General features: G+C 68.2%; 16 protein-coding genes and 1 pseudogene. 13 read left to right on the top strand and 4 right to left on the bottom strand.

What is annotated here, in order from left to right; all coding sequences use genetic code 11:
- Complete coding sequence (gene ahpD, locus AU197_RS03210; RefSeq protein WP_064401078.1) at positions 1-534, top strand: alkyl hydroperoxide reductase AhpD; 534 nt, start codon at positions 1-3, stop codon at positions 532-534.
- Positions 535-590: 56 nt separating this feature from the next.
- Here the strand turns inward: ahpD and AU197_RS03215 are convergent, their stop codons facing one another.
- Positions 591-833 (bottom strand): hypothetical protein, encoded by a 243-nt coding sequence (locus AU197_RS03215; protein ID WP_064401079.1) that lies wholly within the window; start codon positions 831-833, stop codon positions 591-593.
- 178 nt (positions 834-1,011) lie between these two features.
- Between AU197_RS03215 and AU197_RS03220 the strand changes: the two genes are divergently transcribed.
- Both AU197_RS03220 and AU197_RS03225 read left to right on the top strand, forming a co-directional pair.
- Positions 1,012-1,662 carry a response regulator gene (locus AU197_RS03220; protein ID WP_286145548.1) on the top strand — a complete coding sequence of 217 codons (651 nt, stop codon included), beginning with the start codon at positions 1,012-1,014 and terminating at the stop codon, positions 1,660-1,662.
- Positions 1,663-1,669: 7 nt separating this feature from the next.
- The gene (locus AU197_RS03225; RefSeq protein ID WP_064401080.1) at positions 1,670-2,863 is read left to right on the top strand and encodes a sensor histidine kinase; all 1,194 of its coding nucleotides are present in this window, start codon (positions 1,670-1,672) and stop codon (positions 2,861-2,863) included.
- Between the two features lie 2 nt (positions 2,864-2,865).
- On the opposite strand, the gene AU197_RS03230 is transcribed toward AU197_RS03225, so the two are convergent.
- Positions 2,866-4,005, bottom strand: coding sequence for an acyl-CoA dehydrogenase family protein (locus AU197_RS03230; protein WP_064401081.1), 1,140 nt, complete (start codon positions 4,003-4,005; stop codon positions 2,866-2,868).
- A gap of 68 nt (positions 4,006-4,073) precedes the next feature.
- Positions 4,074-5,006 (bottom strand): DUF4436 domain-containing protein, encoded by a 933-nt coding sequence (locus AU197_RS03235; RefSeq protein ID WP_231744805.1) that lies wholly within the window; start codon positions 5,004-5,006, stop codon positions 4,074-4,076.
- Between the two features lie 114 nt (positions 5,007-5,120).
- Here AU197_RS03235 and AU197_RS03240 point away from each other — a divergent pair, with 114 nt between their 5' ends.
- The 8 genes from AU197_RS03240 to AU197_RS03275 all read left to right on the top strand — a co-directional run bounded on the left by AU197_RS03240 (position 5,121) and on the right by AU197_RS03275 (position 12,063).
- A complete protein-coding gene (locus tag AU197_RS03240; RefSeq protein ID WP_064401082.1) occupies positions 5,121-6,239 on the top strand; it encodes a Re/Si-specific NAD(P)(+) transhydrogenase subunit alpha in 1,119 nt (372 codons plus the stop codon).
- Complete coding sequence (locus tag AU197_RS03245) at positions 6,239-6,577, top strand: NAD(P) transhydrogenase subunit alpha part 2 (RefSeq protein WP_064401083.1); 339 nt, start codon at positions 6,239-6,241, stop codon at positions 6,575-6,577. Before AU197_RS03240 ends, AU197_RS03245 begins: the two co-directional genes overlap by 1 nt.
- Positions 6,574-8,007: an NAD(P)(+) transhydrogenase (Re/Si-specific) subunit beta gene (locus AU197_RS03250; protein ID WP_064401084.1), complete on the top strand. Its 1,434-nt coding sequence runs from the start codon at positions 6,574-6,576 to the stop codon at positions 8,005-8,007. Before AU197_RS03245 ends, AU197_RS03250 begins: the two co-directional genes overlap by 4 nt.
- Positions 8,008-8,035: 28 nt before the next feature.
- Positions 8,036-8,653 carry a DUF3159 domain-containing protein gene (locus AU197_RS03255; protein ID WP_064401085.1) on the top strand — a complete coding sequence of 206 codons (618 nt, stop codon included), beginning with the start codon at positions 8,036-8,038 and terminating at the stop codon, positions 8,651-8,653.
- A 149-nt stretch (positions 8,654-8,802) separates the two neighbouring features.
- Entirely contained in the window at positions 8,803-9,666 is an 864-nt protein-coding gene (locus AU197_RS03260; protein WP_064401086.1) for an ABC transporter permease, read from the top strand.
- 5 nt (positions 9,667-9,671) lie between these two features.
- Positions 9,672-10,700 carry a taurine ABC transporter substrate-binding protein gene (locus tag AU197_RS03265; protein ID WP_064401087.1) on the top strand — a complete coding sequence of 343 codons (1,029 nt, stop codon included), beginning with the start codon at positions 9,672-9,674 and terminating at the stop codon, positions 10,698-10,700.
- Positions 10,684-11,493: an ABC transporter ATP-binding protein gene (locus AU197_RS03270; protein WP_064401088.1), complete on the top strand. Its 810-nt coding sequence runs from the start codon at positions 10,684-10,686 to the stop codon at positions 11,491-11,493. The genes AU197_RS03265 and AU197_RS03270 overlap by 17 nt, the downstream gene beginning before the upstream one ends.
- A gap of 42 nt (positions 11,494-11,535) precedes the next feature.
- Positions 11,536-12,063 carry a DUF2231 domain-containing protein gene (locus tag AU197_RS03275; protein ID WP_064401089.1) on the top strand — a complete coding sequence of 176 codons (528 nt, stop codon included), beginning with the start codon at positions 11,536-11,538 and terminating at the stop codon, positions 12,061-12,063.
- On the opposite strand, the pseudogene AU197_RS26420 reads toward AU197_RS03275, so the two are convergent.
- Positions 12,060-12,176: pseudogene (locus AU197_RS26420) on the bottom strand (CAP domain-containing protein); the annotation flags it as partial. The gene AU197_RS03275 and the pseudogene AU197_RS26420 sit on opposite strands and share 4 nt — an antisense overlap.
- 134 nt (positions 12,177-12,310) lie before the next feature.
- On the opposite strand from AU197_RS26420, the gene AU197_RS03280 reads away from it, so the two are divergent.
- Together AU197_RS03280 and AU197_RS03285 are read left to right on the top strand one after the other, a co-directional pair.
- Positions 12,311-12,994 (top strand): TetR/AcrR family transcriptional regulator, encoded by a 684-nt coding sequence (locus AU197_RS03280; RefSeq protein WP_064348586.1) that lies wholly within the window; start codon positions 12,311-12,313, stop codon positions 12,992-12,994.
- Positions 12,991-14,787: an acyl-CoA dehydrogenase gene (locus tag AU197_RS03285; protein ID WP_064401090.1), complete on the top strand. Its 1,797-nt coding sequence runs from the start codon at positions 12,991-12,993 to the stop codon at positions 14,785-14,787. Before AU197_RS03280 ends, AU197_RS03285 begins: the two co-directional genes overlap by 4 nt.

A 14,787-nucleotide genomic window follows, 5' to 3' on the forward strand; every position in this document is an offset into this window, starting at 1 on the left:
ATGAGCATCGACAACATCAAGGAAGCCCTTCCGGAGTACGCCAAGGATCTGAAGCTGAACTTCGGCAGCATCGTCAAGACCACGGAACTCTCCGAAGAGCAGCTGTGGGGCGCCCTGGTGGCGACCGCCGCGGCGACCAAGAACGAGCGGCTACTGCGCGAGATCGCCGAGGACGCCCTGGACATCCTGAGCCAGGAGGCCTACAACGCCGCCCTCGGAGCGGCCGCGATCATGGGGATGAACAACGTCTTCTACCGCACCAAGGGCCAGCTCGACGGCGCCTATGACGACCTGCGGGCAGGGCTGCGGATGAACATCATCGGCAATCCCGGTGTCGCCAAGGAGGATTTCGAGCTGTGGTCGCTGGCGGTTTCGGCGATCAACGGATGCGGCCACTGCGTCGCAGCACACGAGAAGACCCTGCGCGATGCTGACGTGTCGCGCACGGTGATCTTCGAGGCGATCCGACTGGCCTCGATCGTCTCCGGCGTGGGCCAGGCCCTGCAGACCGCCGAGGTACTGACCTCGGTCTGACGAACACACGAAAGCGGGGGGCACCGATCGGTGCCCCCCGCTCGTGTTGTCTCGGGTCAGCGGCGGTAACCCGGCTGTTCGAACTCGATGTGATCGATGCGGTGGCCGTGCGTGCCCGACTGAACCGACGGAGCGTGGACGTCGGGGGTCGCCACGATGCCCGGCCGCGGTGTGTTGTCGGGGGAGTAGGTGCCGGCGCTGGCGGCTCCGGCGAAACCGAGTGCGCCGCCGAGGATTCCGGCTGCGAGGACCGGCAGCGCGACGAAACGGGCGATGCGGCGATTGGTGTTGGTGGTCATGTGAATCTCCTTTGATTCTCTTTGGTTTGTGTTGACCACCGGGTTGTTCCGGCGATGACTCAAGCGTGCTGCAGCGCGAGCCCGCTGTATGTCGGGCGACCGGCGGTCGCACGGGATGAACCTCATGTCCCCCAAATAGGGGAAGCGGCCGCCCCGCTATGCCAAGCTGACACCCGTGGTGAGCGGCACGACCGGTGACAAGGTCCGGGTGGTGGTGGGTGACGACCATCCGATGTTTCGCGACGGGGTGGTCCGCGCGCTGGTCTCCAGCGGCCAGATCGAGGTGGTGGCCGAGGCAGACGACGGCGTGGCCGCGCTCGAAGCGATCCGCTCGCATTCCCCGCAGGTGGCCCTGCTGGACTACCGGATGCCCGGCATGGACGGGGCCGAGGTGGCGGCCGCCGTCGTACGGGACGAACTGCCCACCCGGGTGCTGCTCATCTCCGCGCACGACGAGTCCGCGATCGTCTATCAGGCACTGCAGAACGGCGCGGCGGGATTCCTTCCCAAGGAATCCACTCGAGCCGAACTCGTCAACGCGGTGCTCGACTGCGCCAAGGGCCGAGATGTCGTCGCGCCGAGCCTGGCCGCCGGCCTGGCCGGTGAGATCCGCAAGCGCTCCGAATCCAACGGCCCGACCCTGAGCCCGAGGGAACGCGAGGTGCTTCGGCTGATCGCGTCCGGGACCAGCATCCCGGCGATGGCCAAGCAGCTGTTCCTGGCGCCGTCGACGGTGAAGACCCACGTGCAGCGGCTCTACGAGAAACTCGGCGTCAACGACCGCGGCGCTGCCGTCGCCGAGGCGATGCGCCGCAAGCTGCTGGACTGATTCCGTCGTGGTGGACCGGATCGCGAGCTTCTTCGCCGCGGAGCCCGTGCGTGTCTCGGCGGTCCTGCGGCTGCCGCTGCTCGCGCTGATCGGGGCGCTGGTGGTGATCTGGGAGGTCGACCACTGGCTCCCGGAGCTGTACGCGGTCGTGCTCGGGTCGTGGGCGGTCGCGGCCGTGTTGTGGCTTGTCGCCGTGCTGCGCGGCCCGGTGCCCCGGTGGGGAGACTGGGCCTCCACCGGCGTCGACGTCCTGATGATCCTGGTGCTGTGCCTGGTGTCGGGTGGTGCCACCGCCGCGCTGCTCCCCGTCTTCTTCCTGTTGCCCATCGCGGTGGCGTTCCAGGACCGGCCGATGCTGACCGCGCTGCTCGGAATCGGCACGGCCACGGCCTATCTCGGGGCGTGGGTGGTGTACTCGAAACGCGACGACTCGGTCGGGTTGCCGAATGTCGTCTACACCCACTTCGGCTTCCTGCTGTGGGGCGCGGTGGCGATGACCGCACTGTGCGTCGTGCTGGTCCGTCGCCAGGCCCGGGTGGCGAAGCTGCAGGCGGTGCGGCGCCAACTGGTTTCCGAGGCGATGCAGGCCGACGAGCGTCACAACCGAGAGGTCGCCGAGAACCTGCACGACGGACCGCTGCAGACTCTGCTCGCCGCGCGACTCGACCTCGACGAACTGCAGGAGAACAACGACGATCCCGCGCTGGAGGCGGTTCGCGACGCGTTGCAGCAGACCGCCGCGGCGCTGCGCTCGACGGTGACCCAACTGCACCCTCAGGTGCTGGCCCAACTCGGCCTGACGCCGGCACTCCGAGAGCTGTTGCGACAGCACGAGTCTCGGGGCCACTACGAGATCGAGGCGGACCTCGACGACGTCGGGAAGCCGGAATCGCAGCAGTTGCTCTACCGGGCGGCCCGCGAACTGCTGGCCAACATCCACAAGCACGCCGACGCGACGACGGTGCGGGTAGGCCTGACGCGCCGAGGGGACCGGGTCGTGCTGACGGTCGCCGACGACGGCAGCGGATTCGACCCGGCGATCATCGAGCAGTACGTCGCCGACGGTCATATCGGCCTGGGTTCACTGCTGGCCCGGTTCGACGCCATGGGCGGGTCGCTGCAGGTGAGTTCGGAGGAGGGCTACGGCACGCAGGTCACGGTCACGTCGCCGCCGGAACCGTCCCTCGGCGACCCGGACTGAGGTCAGGACGTGAGACCGCGCGAGATGACGAGGCGCTGAATCTGGTTGGTGCCCTCGAAGATCTGGGTGATCTTCGCTTCGCGCATGTACCGCTCGACGCGGTAGTCGCGGGTGTAACCGGCACCGCCGAACACCTGCACCGCGTCGGTGGTCACCTTCATCGCGGCGTCGGTGGCGATCAACTTCGCGACGCTGGCCTGCTGTGAGTACGGCCGGCCCTGGTCGCGTCGCCGCGCCGCGTCCAGGTACGTCGCCCGCGCACTGGCGACCGCGGCGGCCATGTCGGCCAACAGGAACCCCAGGCCCTGATGGTCGATGATCCTGCGCCCGAACGTCGTTCGCTCGTTGGCGAAGGCGACGGCCTCGTCGAGCGCGGCCTGGGCCAAGCCGGTGGCGACCGCGGCGATGCCCAACCGTCCGGAATCCAGTGCGGAGAAGGCGATCTGCAGGCCCTGGCCCTCGGCGCCGATCAGCCGTTCGGCATCGATGTGGGCGTCGGAGTAGAACGCCGAGGTGGTCGGGATCGCGTGCAGCCCCATCTTCTCCTCGGGCTTGCCGAAGCTGAGCCCGGGCACGTCACCGGGAACCAGGAAGCACGAAATGCCCTTCGAGCCTTCGCCCGTCCGCGCGAACAACGTGTAGAAGTCCGCACGTCCGCCGTGGGTGATCCACGATTTGGAGCCGTTGAGGACATACCCGTCCGCGGCTTTGGCAGCAGCGCAGCGCAGCGCCGCGGCGTCCGAACCCGCCTGCGGTTCCGAGAGGCTGTAGGCGCCGATCTGCTCGCCCGACAGCATGCCGGGCAGCCAGCGACGCCTCTGCTCGTCGGTTCCGAAGGTCAACAACGGATGCGACGACAGGCTGTGCACGCTGACGGCCACCGCGACGGCCGCCCACCGCGCCGCCAGTTCCTCGAGCACCTGCAGATAGACCTCGTACGGCTGTCCGCCGCCACCCCACTCCTCGGGCTGAGGCAGGCTCAACAGTCCGGCCGCACCCAGTTGGGCCATCACACCGTCGGGATAGCGCTCGGCCTTCTCGTGGTCGTCGACGATGGGGTCGAGCACCTTGTCGGCGACGTCGCGGGTCAGCGCGATGAGATCTTCAGCGTCCGGGGTGGGCAGCAGCCGGTCGACAGCCATCCGATGGCCTCCTGGTTGTGCGGGTCGACACAACGATAGGCGGGCCCCTTCCACGGGCCGATGCGACGTCAGTCGCTGCGTCTCCACCAGGCGGTGAAGTACAGCACCATCGCGCCGGTCAGCGCGAGCAGAACCCACAACACCAGGACCTGATCGATCCACGCGCCGGGTGGCGGGGCGCCGGGCATGAAGTTGCGGATCGGAATGATCGCGAACAGCGATGCCGCGTACCACGTGCCGAACGGCGGCAGGAAGTTGCGCCGCCCGCGCAGCATCTCGATCGACACGAAGAGAGCCAGCGCGGGCAGGGTGATCAACACCAGGCACAGGCCGACGTCGAAGGCGAGCGGTCCCTTCGCCCGCTTCAACGTCACCGTCTCGTAGTCGCCGTCGCGGGCGGATTGGGTGGCCGGTCCGCTGCGCGTGCTGGTGATGTCCCACCCGTCGAGGCCGCCGGTCACCACCACCCGTGCGGGCTCGAACGTGCGGTCGTCGCCGCCTCCGATGAGCACATCGGCTCCCAGGGCGCCGACCGTGTACGAGTCGAACGGCCACTTGTCCGGGTCGCCCTTCGCCGACACCGTGGCGCTGATCTCGGCGGGCAGCTGGCCCTTCGGGGTCTGCAGGTCCTGGATGTCGATGTTGACCTCGTTGATGAACAGCCGCACCGCGATATCGGTGTTGACCACGTTGAGGTCGTTGTTCATGTGGTCGTCGGACGGGAAGACGACGACCTTGACGTCGACCTCGTTGGCGACCGTGTGCAGCTCCGACAGGGTGACCTGGACGATGTTGTCCTCACTGGTGCCGAGATCCGGAGGCCCCAGGGACACGGGCTCGCCGGAGAGATAGTGATAACCGACCAGCGATGCGATGTAGACGACCAGGATGATCAGCACCGTGGCGATGTCGTTCAGCCGGGCGCGTCTGCGACTGCGGGACCTCGGCGCTGGGCCTCCTGGCACCGTCGAGGCGTCCTGCACCTTCGAGTCATCCGGCACCTTCGGGATGCTAGTTCGCGCGGGCGGCGTTTCCGGTGCGCCGTGCCGGTGGAAATTCGCGACGGGCCGTACCGATTTAGATGTGACCAGCGGTAGCGGTTAAGGTGTTCCGTCATGACAGAGCAGACGCATGCCGATGTCGCCACCGGGCGGGCGGTCCCAACGGTGGGGGTGGTGCGCGAGTCGGGAGCCGACGAGCGCCGCGTCGCGCTGGTGCCGAAGGCCGTCGCGTCGCTGGTGAACAGTGGCGTCGCCGTCGTCGTGGAATCCGGCGCGGGCGAGCGGGCCCTGCTGCCCGACGACCTCTACACCGGTGCGGGCGCCACGATCGGGGACGCGTGGGCCGCCGACGTCGTGGTCAAGGTCGCGCCGCCGACCGCCGAAGAGGTCGCCAGGCTCGCGAGCGGGCAGACCTTGATCGGCTTCCTCGCCCCGCGCAACGACGACAACCAGATCTCCGCATTGAAGGCCGCGGGCGTGCAGGCCTTCGCCGTCGAGGCGATCCCGCGCATCTCGCGCGCCCAGGTGATGGACGCGCTGTCGTCGCAGGCCAACGTCGCCGGCTACAAGGCCGTGCTGCTGGCGGCCTCCGAGTCGACGCGGTTCTTCCCGATGCTCACCACGGCCGCCGGCACGGTGAAGCCGTCGTCGGTGCTCGTGCTCGGCGTGGGCGTGGCCGGTCTGCAGGCGCTGGCCACCGCCAAGCGCCTCGGCGCGCGCACCACCGGCTACGACGTGCGCCCAGAGGTGGCCGATCAGGTCCGCTCGGTCGGTGCGCAGTGGCTGGAGCTGGGTATCGAGGCCGCCGGCGAGGGCGGCTACGCCCGCGAACTGTCCGACGAGGAACGCGCACAACAGCAGAAGGAACTCGAGCGGGCGATCACCGGCTTCGACGTCGTGATCACCACCGCCCTGGTGCCCGGCAGGCCGGCGCCCCGACTGGTGACCGCCGCGGCGGTCGAGGGCATGAAGCCGGGCAGCGTCGTCGTCGACCTCGCCGGTGAGACCGGCGGCAACTGCGAGCTGACCGAACCGGGGCAGACCGTGGTCCGCCACGGCGTCACGATCGCCTCACCGCTGAACCTTCCGGCGACCATGCCCGAACACGCCAGCGAGCTGTATTCCAAGAACCTGACCTCGCTGCTGGACCTTCTGATCAGCGACGGCCAGCTCGCACCCGATTTCGATGACGAGGTGGTGGCGGCCTCCTGCGTCACCCGGGGAGAGAACTGATGTACGACAATCTGCTGGCCAACCTCGCGATCCTGGTGCTCGCCGGGTTCGTCGGGTTCGCCGTGATCTCCAAGGTGCCCAACACCTTGCACACACCGTTGATGTCGGGCACCAACGCCATCCACGGCATCGTGGTGCTCGGAGCGCTGATCGTGCTGGGCGATCTGCCCGCGGACGCGCACTGGGGTGTGCGGACGATCGCGTTCGTGGCGCTGATCTTCGGCACGCTCAACGTGATCGGCGGCTTTCTGGTCACCGACCGGATGCTCGGGATGTTCAAGGGGCGGAGGCCCGCCCCGAATGCCGAGCCCAAAGCTGTTGAGGCGGCTGACAAGTGAACTATCTCGTCACGGTCCTCTATATCGTCGCGTTCTCGCTGTTCATCCTCGGCCTGTCCGGGCTGACCGGGCCCAAGACCGCGGTGCGCGGCAACTGGATCGCCGCCACCGGTATGGCCATCGCCGTGATCGCGACGCTGATCAAGGTGCGCGACACCGCGCCGATCAACTGGGTGTTGATCGCCGCCGGTCTGGCGCTCGGCGTGATTCTCGGTGTGCCACCGGCCAAGAAGACCAAGATGACCGCGATGCCGCAGCTGGTGGCGCTGTTCAACGGCGTCGGTGGTGGCACCGTGGCGTTGATCGCGTGGGCGGAGTTCATCGAGACCGACGGCTTCGCGCATTTCACGCCCGACCAGCATCCGACGGTGGCGCTGGTGGCGGGGTCACTGCTGGCCGCGATCATCGGGTCGGTCTCGTTCTGGGGTTCACTGGTCGCGTTCCTCAAACTGCAGGAGTCGATCCCCAAGAACGTCGAGAAGCGACTTGTCGCCTCCGCGAAGCTGTTTCAGGCCGCCAACGTGCTGCTGCTGCTCGGTGCGACCGCCGCTGCCATCTACATCGGGCTCAACGCCGGTACCGGCAGCCCGGGGTGGACGATCGCGCTGGTGCTCGTGTTCGCCGGCCTGATGGGCCTTTTCGTGGTGTTCCCGATCGGCGGCGCGGACATGCCGGTCGTCATCTCCCTGCTCAACGCGCTGACCGGATTGTCGGCGGCCGCCGCGGGTCTGGCGCTGGACAACACCGCGATGATCGTCGCGGGCATGATCGTCGGCGCCTCGGGTTCGATCCTGACCAACCTGATGGCCGTGGCGATGAACCGGTCGATCCCGGCGATCGTGTTCGGTTCCTTCGGCGGCGGTGCCGAGTCGGCGGCGGGGCCGGGCGGCGACCAGGGCACCGTCAAGGCCACCTCGGCCGCCGACGCGGCGATCCAGATGGCGTATGCCAACCAGGTGATCGTCGTCCCCGGCTACGGGCTGGCTGTCGCGCAGGCCCAGCACACCGTTAAGGAGATGGCCGACCTGCTGGAAAGCAAAGGCGTCGAGGTGAAGTACGCCATCCATCCCGTCGCGGGCCGCATGCCGGGGCACATGAACGTGCTGCTCGCCGAGGCCGACGTCGAGTACGACTCGATGAAGGAGATGGACGACATCAACGGCGAATTCGGCCGCACGGACGTCACCTTGGTCATCGGCGCCAACGACGTCACCAATCCGGCCGCGCGCAATGACCCGTCGAGCCCCATTCACGGCATGCCGATTCTCAACGTCGACGAGTCGCGGTCGGTGATCGTGCTCAAGCGGTCGATGAACGCGGGCTACGCCGGCATCGAGAACCCGCTGTTCTTCCTCGACCAAACCTCCATGCTGTTCGGTGACGCCAAGAAGTCGGTCACGTCGGTGATCGAGGAACTGAAGGCGCTGTAGTCCAGCGGCGGGCCGTAAGCTCGGGCGGGTGACGGAGGGACGTTCGCCGGTCGAAGTGTGGCTGGCCCGTGCGGGTGGGGTCCGCGGGCTGATCTACTCCGCGCTGCCGGTCGCGGTGTTCGCCGTGTCGTCGCCGACGCTCGGCCTGCCGGTGGCCGTCGGAGCCGCCGTGGGCGCCGCGGCGCTCGTGGCGGTTTGGCAACTGCTGCAACGAGGTTCGATACGGCCGGCGCTGTTCGGTTTTGCCGGTGTGGCGGCCTGCGCGCTGGTGGCATTGGTCACCGGCCGCGCCAAGGACTTCTATCTTCCGGGCATCTGGATGTACCTGGGCCTGGCCATCGCCTTCACGGCGTCGCTGGTGGTGCGGCGGCCACTGGTGGGAGTGGTGTGGGCGTGGATCACCGGACGCGACGGCACCTGGCGGCGGGTGCCGCGGGTGCGCCTGGCCTTCGACATCGCCACCGCGGTGATGGCCACCGCATCGTGGTCGCGCTTCCTGGTGCAGTTCCACCTCTACGACACCGACCGGGAGGGGCTGCTCGCCGTGGCGCGTGTCGCGATGGGCTGGCCGATCTTCGTGGTCACCTCGTCGGTGATCTATCTGGCGATCCGTACGGCGCTGCGCACGTTGCCGCGCGCGGCTTGACCGTCGCGCAGTTTCGCTCGCGCTGAGCGCAGATGTTCACCGCCGTGTCAGAACCCGGTACGAATACCCGGTGAGCGCGACACTGCCTGCCGACTGCTGCTGTCGCTGAACCCTTCTCGCCTCACTTCAGCCACAGGAAGCCGCCGACCGTGTCCGTATTCGTTGACATCGCGCCCCACGCGCCGGCCGTCGGGACGCCATCCGTCGACGCGCCCACCCGCTGGTGGCGCGGCCGGCTGACCCGTGCGGTTCTGCCCGCGTTGTCGGTGCTGGTGTTTCTCGCCGTCTGGCAGCTTGCCGCCGCGAGCGGGGTCTGGAATCCGACGTTCGTGCCGTACCCGAGCGAGGTGTGGCGCGCGTTCGTCGACATCTCCACCACCCACGACGGGGTCCGCGGCTATGCGGGATACCTGTTGTGGGAGCCCCTGTACATGACGTTGCGCCGGGTGCTGGCCGGCGTCGTCATCGGGGTGGCCCTGGGTGTGCTGCTCGGCCTGGTGATGGGTTCGATCGGCTGGGTACGCAGCGTCCTCGAACCGTGGCTGACGTTCCTGCGCGCGCTGCCTCCGCTGGCGTATTTCTTCCTGCTGGTGATCTGGCTCGGCATCGACGAGGCCCCGAAGATCACGCTGCTCGCGCTGGCGGCCCTGCCGCCCGCCGCGGTCGCCACCACCGCGGCCGTGCTCGCCGCGCCGGTCGGGCTGCAGGAAGCCGCGCGGGCGCTGGGCGCGTCGCGGCGCGACGTGATCCGCGACGTCGTCGTGCCGTCGGCGTTACCCGAGACGTTCACCGGCATCCGGCTCGCGGTGGGCATGGCCTACTCGTCGGTGGTCGCCGCCGAACTGTTCAACGGGATCCCGGGCATCGGCGGCCTGGTCAAGGACGCGAGCAACTACAACAACACCCCCGTCGTGCTGGTCGGCATCTTCGCCATCGGCATCTCCGGCCTGCTGATCGACGGCCTGCTTCGGGCCGCTGAACGGCGCAGTGTGCCCTGGATCGGAAAGGTATGAAAAGTATGAGAACCAAAGCCCTTGTCGCAGCCCTGGTCTCGGCCGTACTGGTCCTGGCGGGCTGCTCGGTGGACAGGTCCGGACAGGCGGCCGGAAAGCCGACGATCCGGATCGGTTACCAGACGTTCCCGAGCGGCGACCTGATAGTCAAGAACAACCGCTGGCTCGAACAGGCGCTGCCCGACTACAACATCAAGTGGACGAAGTTCGACTCCGGCGCCGACGTCAACACCGCGTTCGTCGCGAACGAACTCGACTTCGGTGCTCTGGGCTCGAGCCCGGTTGCGCGCGGACTGTCCGCACCGCTGAACATCCCGTACAAGGTCGCGTTCGTCCTCGACGTCGCCGGCGACAACGAGGCGCTGGTGGCTCGCAACGGCAGCGGAGTGAACACCATCGCCGAGCTACGGGGCAAGCGGGTCGCCACGCCGTTCGCCTCCACCGCGCACTACAGCCTGCTCGCCGCACTGGCCCAGAACGGCCTGTCCGCCAACGATGTTGCGCTCGTCGACCTGCAGCCGCAGGCCATTCTGGCGGCCTTCGACCGTGGCGACATCGACGCCGGGTACTCCTGGCTGCCGACGCTGGATCAACTCCGAAAGAACGGCAAGGACCTCATCACCAGCCGACAGCTGGCCGCGGCGGGCAAGCCCACGCTCGACCTCGCCGTGGTCGCCGACGAGTTCGCGGGCGCACACCCCGAGGTCGTCGACACCTGGCGCCAGCAGCAGGCCCGCGCGCTCGACATCCTCCACAACGACCCCGACGCCGCGGCCAAGGCCATCGCCGCCGAAATCGGCCTCAGCCCAGCCGAAGTCGCCGGCCAGCTGAAGCAGACGGTCTACCTGACCCCGCAGGAAGTCGCGTCCGCCGAATGGCTCGGCTCCGACGGTGAGCCCGGCAACCTCGCCGTCAACCTGCAGAGCGCATCACAGTTCCTGGCCGATCAGAAGCAGATTCCCGAGGCCGCACCGCTGTCGACGTTCCAGGCCGCGCTCTACACCAAGGGTCTGCCGGGTGTCCTCACTTCATGACGTCGAAACCGTTGCACAGCAACGGAACACCGACGGTATTCGGATCAGCGGCGTCTCGCACCGGTACGGCCGCGGCGGCGACGCCGTGACCGCGCTCGGCCCCGTCGACCTCACCGTGGAACCCGGGGCGTTCCTGGTTCTGGTCGGGGCGTCGGGCTGCGGGAAGAGCACGCTTCTGCGGCTGCTCGCCGGGTTCGAGGCGCCGAGCGAGGGTTCGGTCCGGGTGGCGGGCGCCCCGCCGACGCCGGGCGTCACCGCAGGCGTCGTCTTCCAGCAGCCGCGGCTGTTCCCGTGGCGCACGGTCGGCGGAAACGTCGACCTGGCGCTGCGATACGCCGGAGTGCCGCGCGAGCGTCGCGCCGAGCGGCGCGACGAACTGCTGCGTCGTGTCGGGCTCGAAGGCACGGCGGGCCGCAAGATCTGGGAGATCAGCGGCGGGCAGCAGCAACGGGTCGCGATCGCCAGGGCGCTGGCGGCCGAGACGCCACTGTTTCTGCTCGACGAACCGTTCGCCGCGCTCGACGCCCTGACACGTGAGCTGCTCCAGGAGGACGTCCGCGCGGTCAGCGCCGACACCGGGCGCACGACGGTGTTCGTCACGCACAGCGCCGACGAGGCCGCGTTCCTCGGCTCACGCATCGTGGTGCTCACCCGGCGCCCCGGACAGGTGGCCCTGGACATCCCCGTCGATCTCCCCCGCACCGGCGTCGACCCCGACGAGTTGCGGCGCTCGCCGGAGTACGCGGAACTGCGCGCGGAGGTGGGGGCCGCGGTGAAGGCGGCCGCGGCCTGATCTTGGGCGGTTCAGCCGACGGCGGTCGGGTAATCCGACGACATGGACATGCACGCCCTTCTTCAGATCCCCGAATCGGCCGACTCGCTCGATGTGGTCGCGGACCTGACGGCCGATGCCGTCGACCGGGCGCTCGGCGACGGCGCGTTGGCGCAGGGGCTGCGCGGCTCGTGGCTGGGCCATCCCACGCATCCGCTGATGGTCACCCTGCCGATCGGCGCGTGGATGTCGTCGATGGTGCTGGACCTGATCTTCAAGGACCGCGATGCCGCGCGGCAGCTCATCGCGATCGGGTTGGCGGCCACGCCACCCGCCGTGCTGGCCGGGCTTGCGGAGTTCCCGACACTGGGCAAGCGGCAGCGACGGGTCGGGCTCCTGCACGCGGCGGGCAACACGGTCGCGGCGGTGTCGTTCTGGGTGGCCTATCGAAAGTACAAGCGCGGCAAGGTGGGTGCGGCGCGTGCGTTCAGCGTGCTCGGGTTGACCGCGGTCTCAGTGGGCGGCGCGCTCGGCGGACACCTGTCCTACGCCCAGGGCGCGGGTGTGCACCGCTGGCAGTTGACGGGTTAAACCGGCGGGTAGGCCGGTGGCGGGTAGACGCCCCGAAGAATCCAGGCGAACCAGTTCACGCCGTACTCCAGCTCGTCGCTCGCGTCATAGTCCGGATTCGGATCCATGGGGGTCACCTCTCGAGTAACGGGCCGGTTATGGGGGAAGTCTAGACCCGCCCTGCGGCCGGCGACACCCCCAACACCTACACTTCCAACCAGTTGATTGACACCCGGACGAGGTTCCGGCCTGCATATAGTGAGTCGCCATGCCCTCTTCGGACGCCGCCACCCCGAACGGGAGGACCCGTCGCGACGAATTGTTGGCGGTCGCGACCAAGCTGTTCGCCGCCCGCGGCTACCACGGCACCCGGATGGACGATGTCGCCGATGCGGTCGGCCTGAACAAGGCGACGGTGTACCACTACTACGCCAGCAAGTCGCTGATCCTCTACGACATCTACAAGGGCGCCGCCGACTTCACCGTGGACGCACTGCACGACGATCCCTCGGCGTCGGCCCGCGAGACGATCTACCACTTCACCCGGCGACTGCTGGTCGGCATCGCCAGCGACATCGAACGCGCGGCCGTCTACTTCCAGGAGGGCCCCTACATCGGCGAGTGGTTCACCGAAGACCAGGTGGCCTACATCCGGGAGAAGGAGACCCAGGTCTACGAACACGTGCGCGACGTCATCGACCGCGGCATCGCCAGCGGCGAGTTCTATGACTGCGACTCGCACGTCCTCGCGCTCGGCTACATCGGCATGACGCTGGGTGCGTACCGCTGGCTGCGGCCGCACGGCAGGCGCACCGCACAGGAGATCGCGGTCGAGTTCAGCACGGCGCTGCTGCGGGGTCTGATCCGCGACGAGTCGGTGCGGTCGGAGTCGCCGTTGGGCATCGAGGTCGACGCGCTACCCGGTGAACCGGACACCGCCACCGCACCGTGAAATCGCTCCTGCTGTCGCGTCGCGACCTCGACTTCCTGCTCTACGAGTGGTTGAAGGTCGAGGAGCTGACCGAACGCGAACGGTTCGCCGAGCATTCGCGCGAGACCTTCGACGCGGTGCTCGAGTTGTGCGAGCAGTTGGCGACGCGGTACTTCGCGCCGCACAACAAGAAGAGCGACGCCAACGAGCCCACCTTCGACGGCGAGAAGGTCACCGTCATCCCCGAGGTGAAGGAGGCGTGGGACGCGTTCGCCGAGGCCGACTTGATCGCGATGTCGATGGAACAGCGCCTCGGCGGCGCGCAGCTGCCCGCGACCGTGGCGCAGGCCGCGTTCGCCTGGTTCTCGGCGGCCAACCTCAGCACGACGGGCTACCTCATGCTGACGATGGCCAACGCCAACCTGCTGGCCCGTTTCGGTACCGACGAGCAGGTGGAGGGCTTCGTCAAACCGATGCTGGCCGGGCGGTTCTCGGGCACCATGGCGCTGTCGGAGACCCAGGCGGGTTCGTCGCTGGCCGACATCGTCACCCGCGCCGAACCGCAGGAGGACGGCACCTTCCGGCTGTTCGGATCGAAGATGTGGATCTCGGGTGCCGAACACGAACTGACCGACAACATCGTCAACCTGGTACTCGCCAAGATCCCCGGCGGGCCACCGGGAACCAAGGGCATCTCGTTGTTCATCGTTCCCAAGTACCTGCTCGGCGCCGACGGCGCGGTCGGGGAGCGCAACGACGTCGTGTTGGCCGGGCTGAACCACAAGATGGGCCAGCGTGGCATCACGAACACGGTGCTGAACCTCGGCGAGGGCACGTACACGCCTGGGGGTAAACCGGGCGCGGTCGGATACCTCGTCGGTGAAGCGCACCGCGGAATCGCCTACATGTTCACGATGATGAACGAGGCGCGCCTCGGTGTCGGGATGGGTGCGGTGGCGCTCGGTTACACCGGCTTTCTCAAGTCGGTGCAATACGCCCGCGAACGCCCGCAGGGCCGGCCGGTCAGCGACAAGGATCCGTCGACGCCGCAGGTGCCGATCATCGAGCACGCCGATGTCAAGCGGATGTTGTTGGCGCAGAAGGCGTATGCCGAGGGTGGCCTGGCGTTGCTGTTGTACTGCGCCAAGCTCGTCGACCTCCAACACAGCGCGACCTCCGATGAGGAGCGCGACGCCACCACCCTGCTCCTCGAGATGTTGACACCCGTCGGCAAGAGTTGGCCGTCGCAGTGGTGTCTGGAGGCCAACAGCCTGGCGATTCAGGTGCACGGCGGGTACGGCTACACCCGCGAGTACGACGTCGAGCAGCACTACCGCGACAACCGGCTCAACCCGATCCACGAGGGGACGCACGGCATTCAGAGCCTGGACCTGATGGGCCGCAAGGTACCTGCGCGCGGTGGCGCGGGACTGGCGGCGCTGGGTGCGGCCATCGGGCGCACGGTCGACGAGGCAGGCCCGCTCGGCGGCCCGATCGGCGAACACGCACGTCTGCTGGACGCGGCATGGCAGCGCCTCACCGCCGTCACCGGCGAGATGTTCGGCTCCGGCGACGTCGAGGCCGCGATGGCCAACAGCGTGATCTACCTCGAGGCGTTCGGCCACATCGTCGTCGCCTGGATCTGGCTGCAGCAGGAGATCGCCGCGCACGGTCACAACGGCGACTTCTATGACGGCAAGCGCCAGGCCGCCCGTTACTTCTTCCGGTACGAATTGCCCAAGACCGCACCGCAACTCGACCTGCTGGCCAGCCTGGATCGCACGACGCTGGAGATGCGCGACGGCTGGTTCTGA

It is taken from the genome of Mycobacterium sp. IS-1590, assembly GCF_001500025.1.
Classification (GTDB): Bacteria; Actinomycetota; Actinomycetes; order Mycobacteriales; family Mycobacteriaceae; genus Mycobacterium.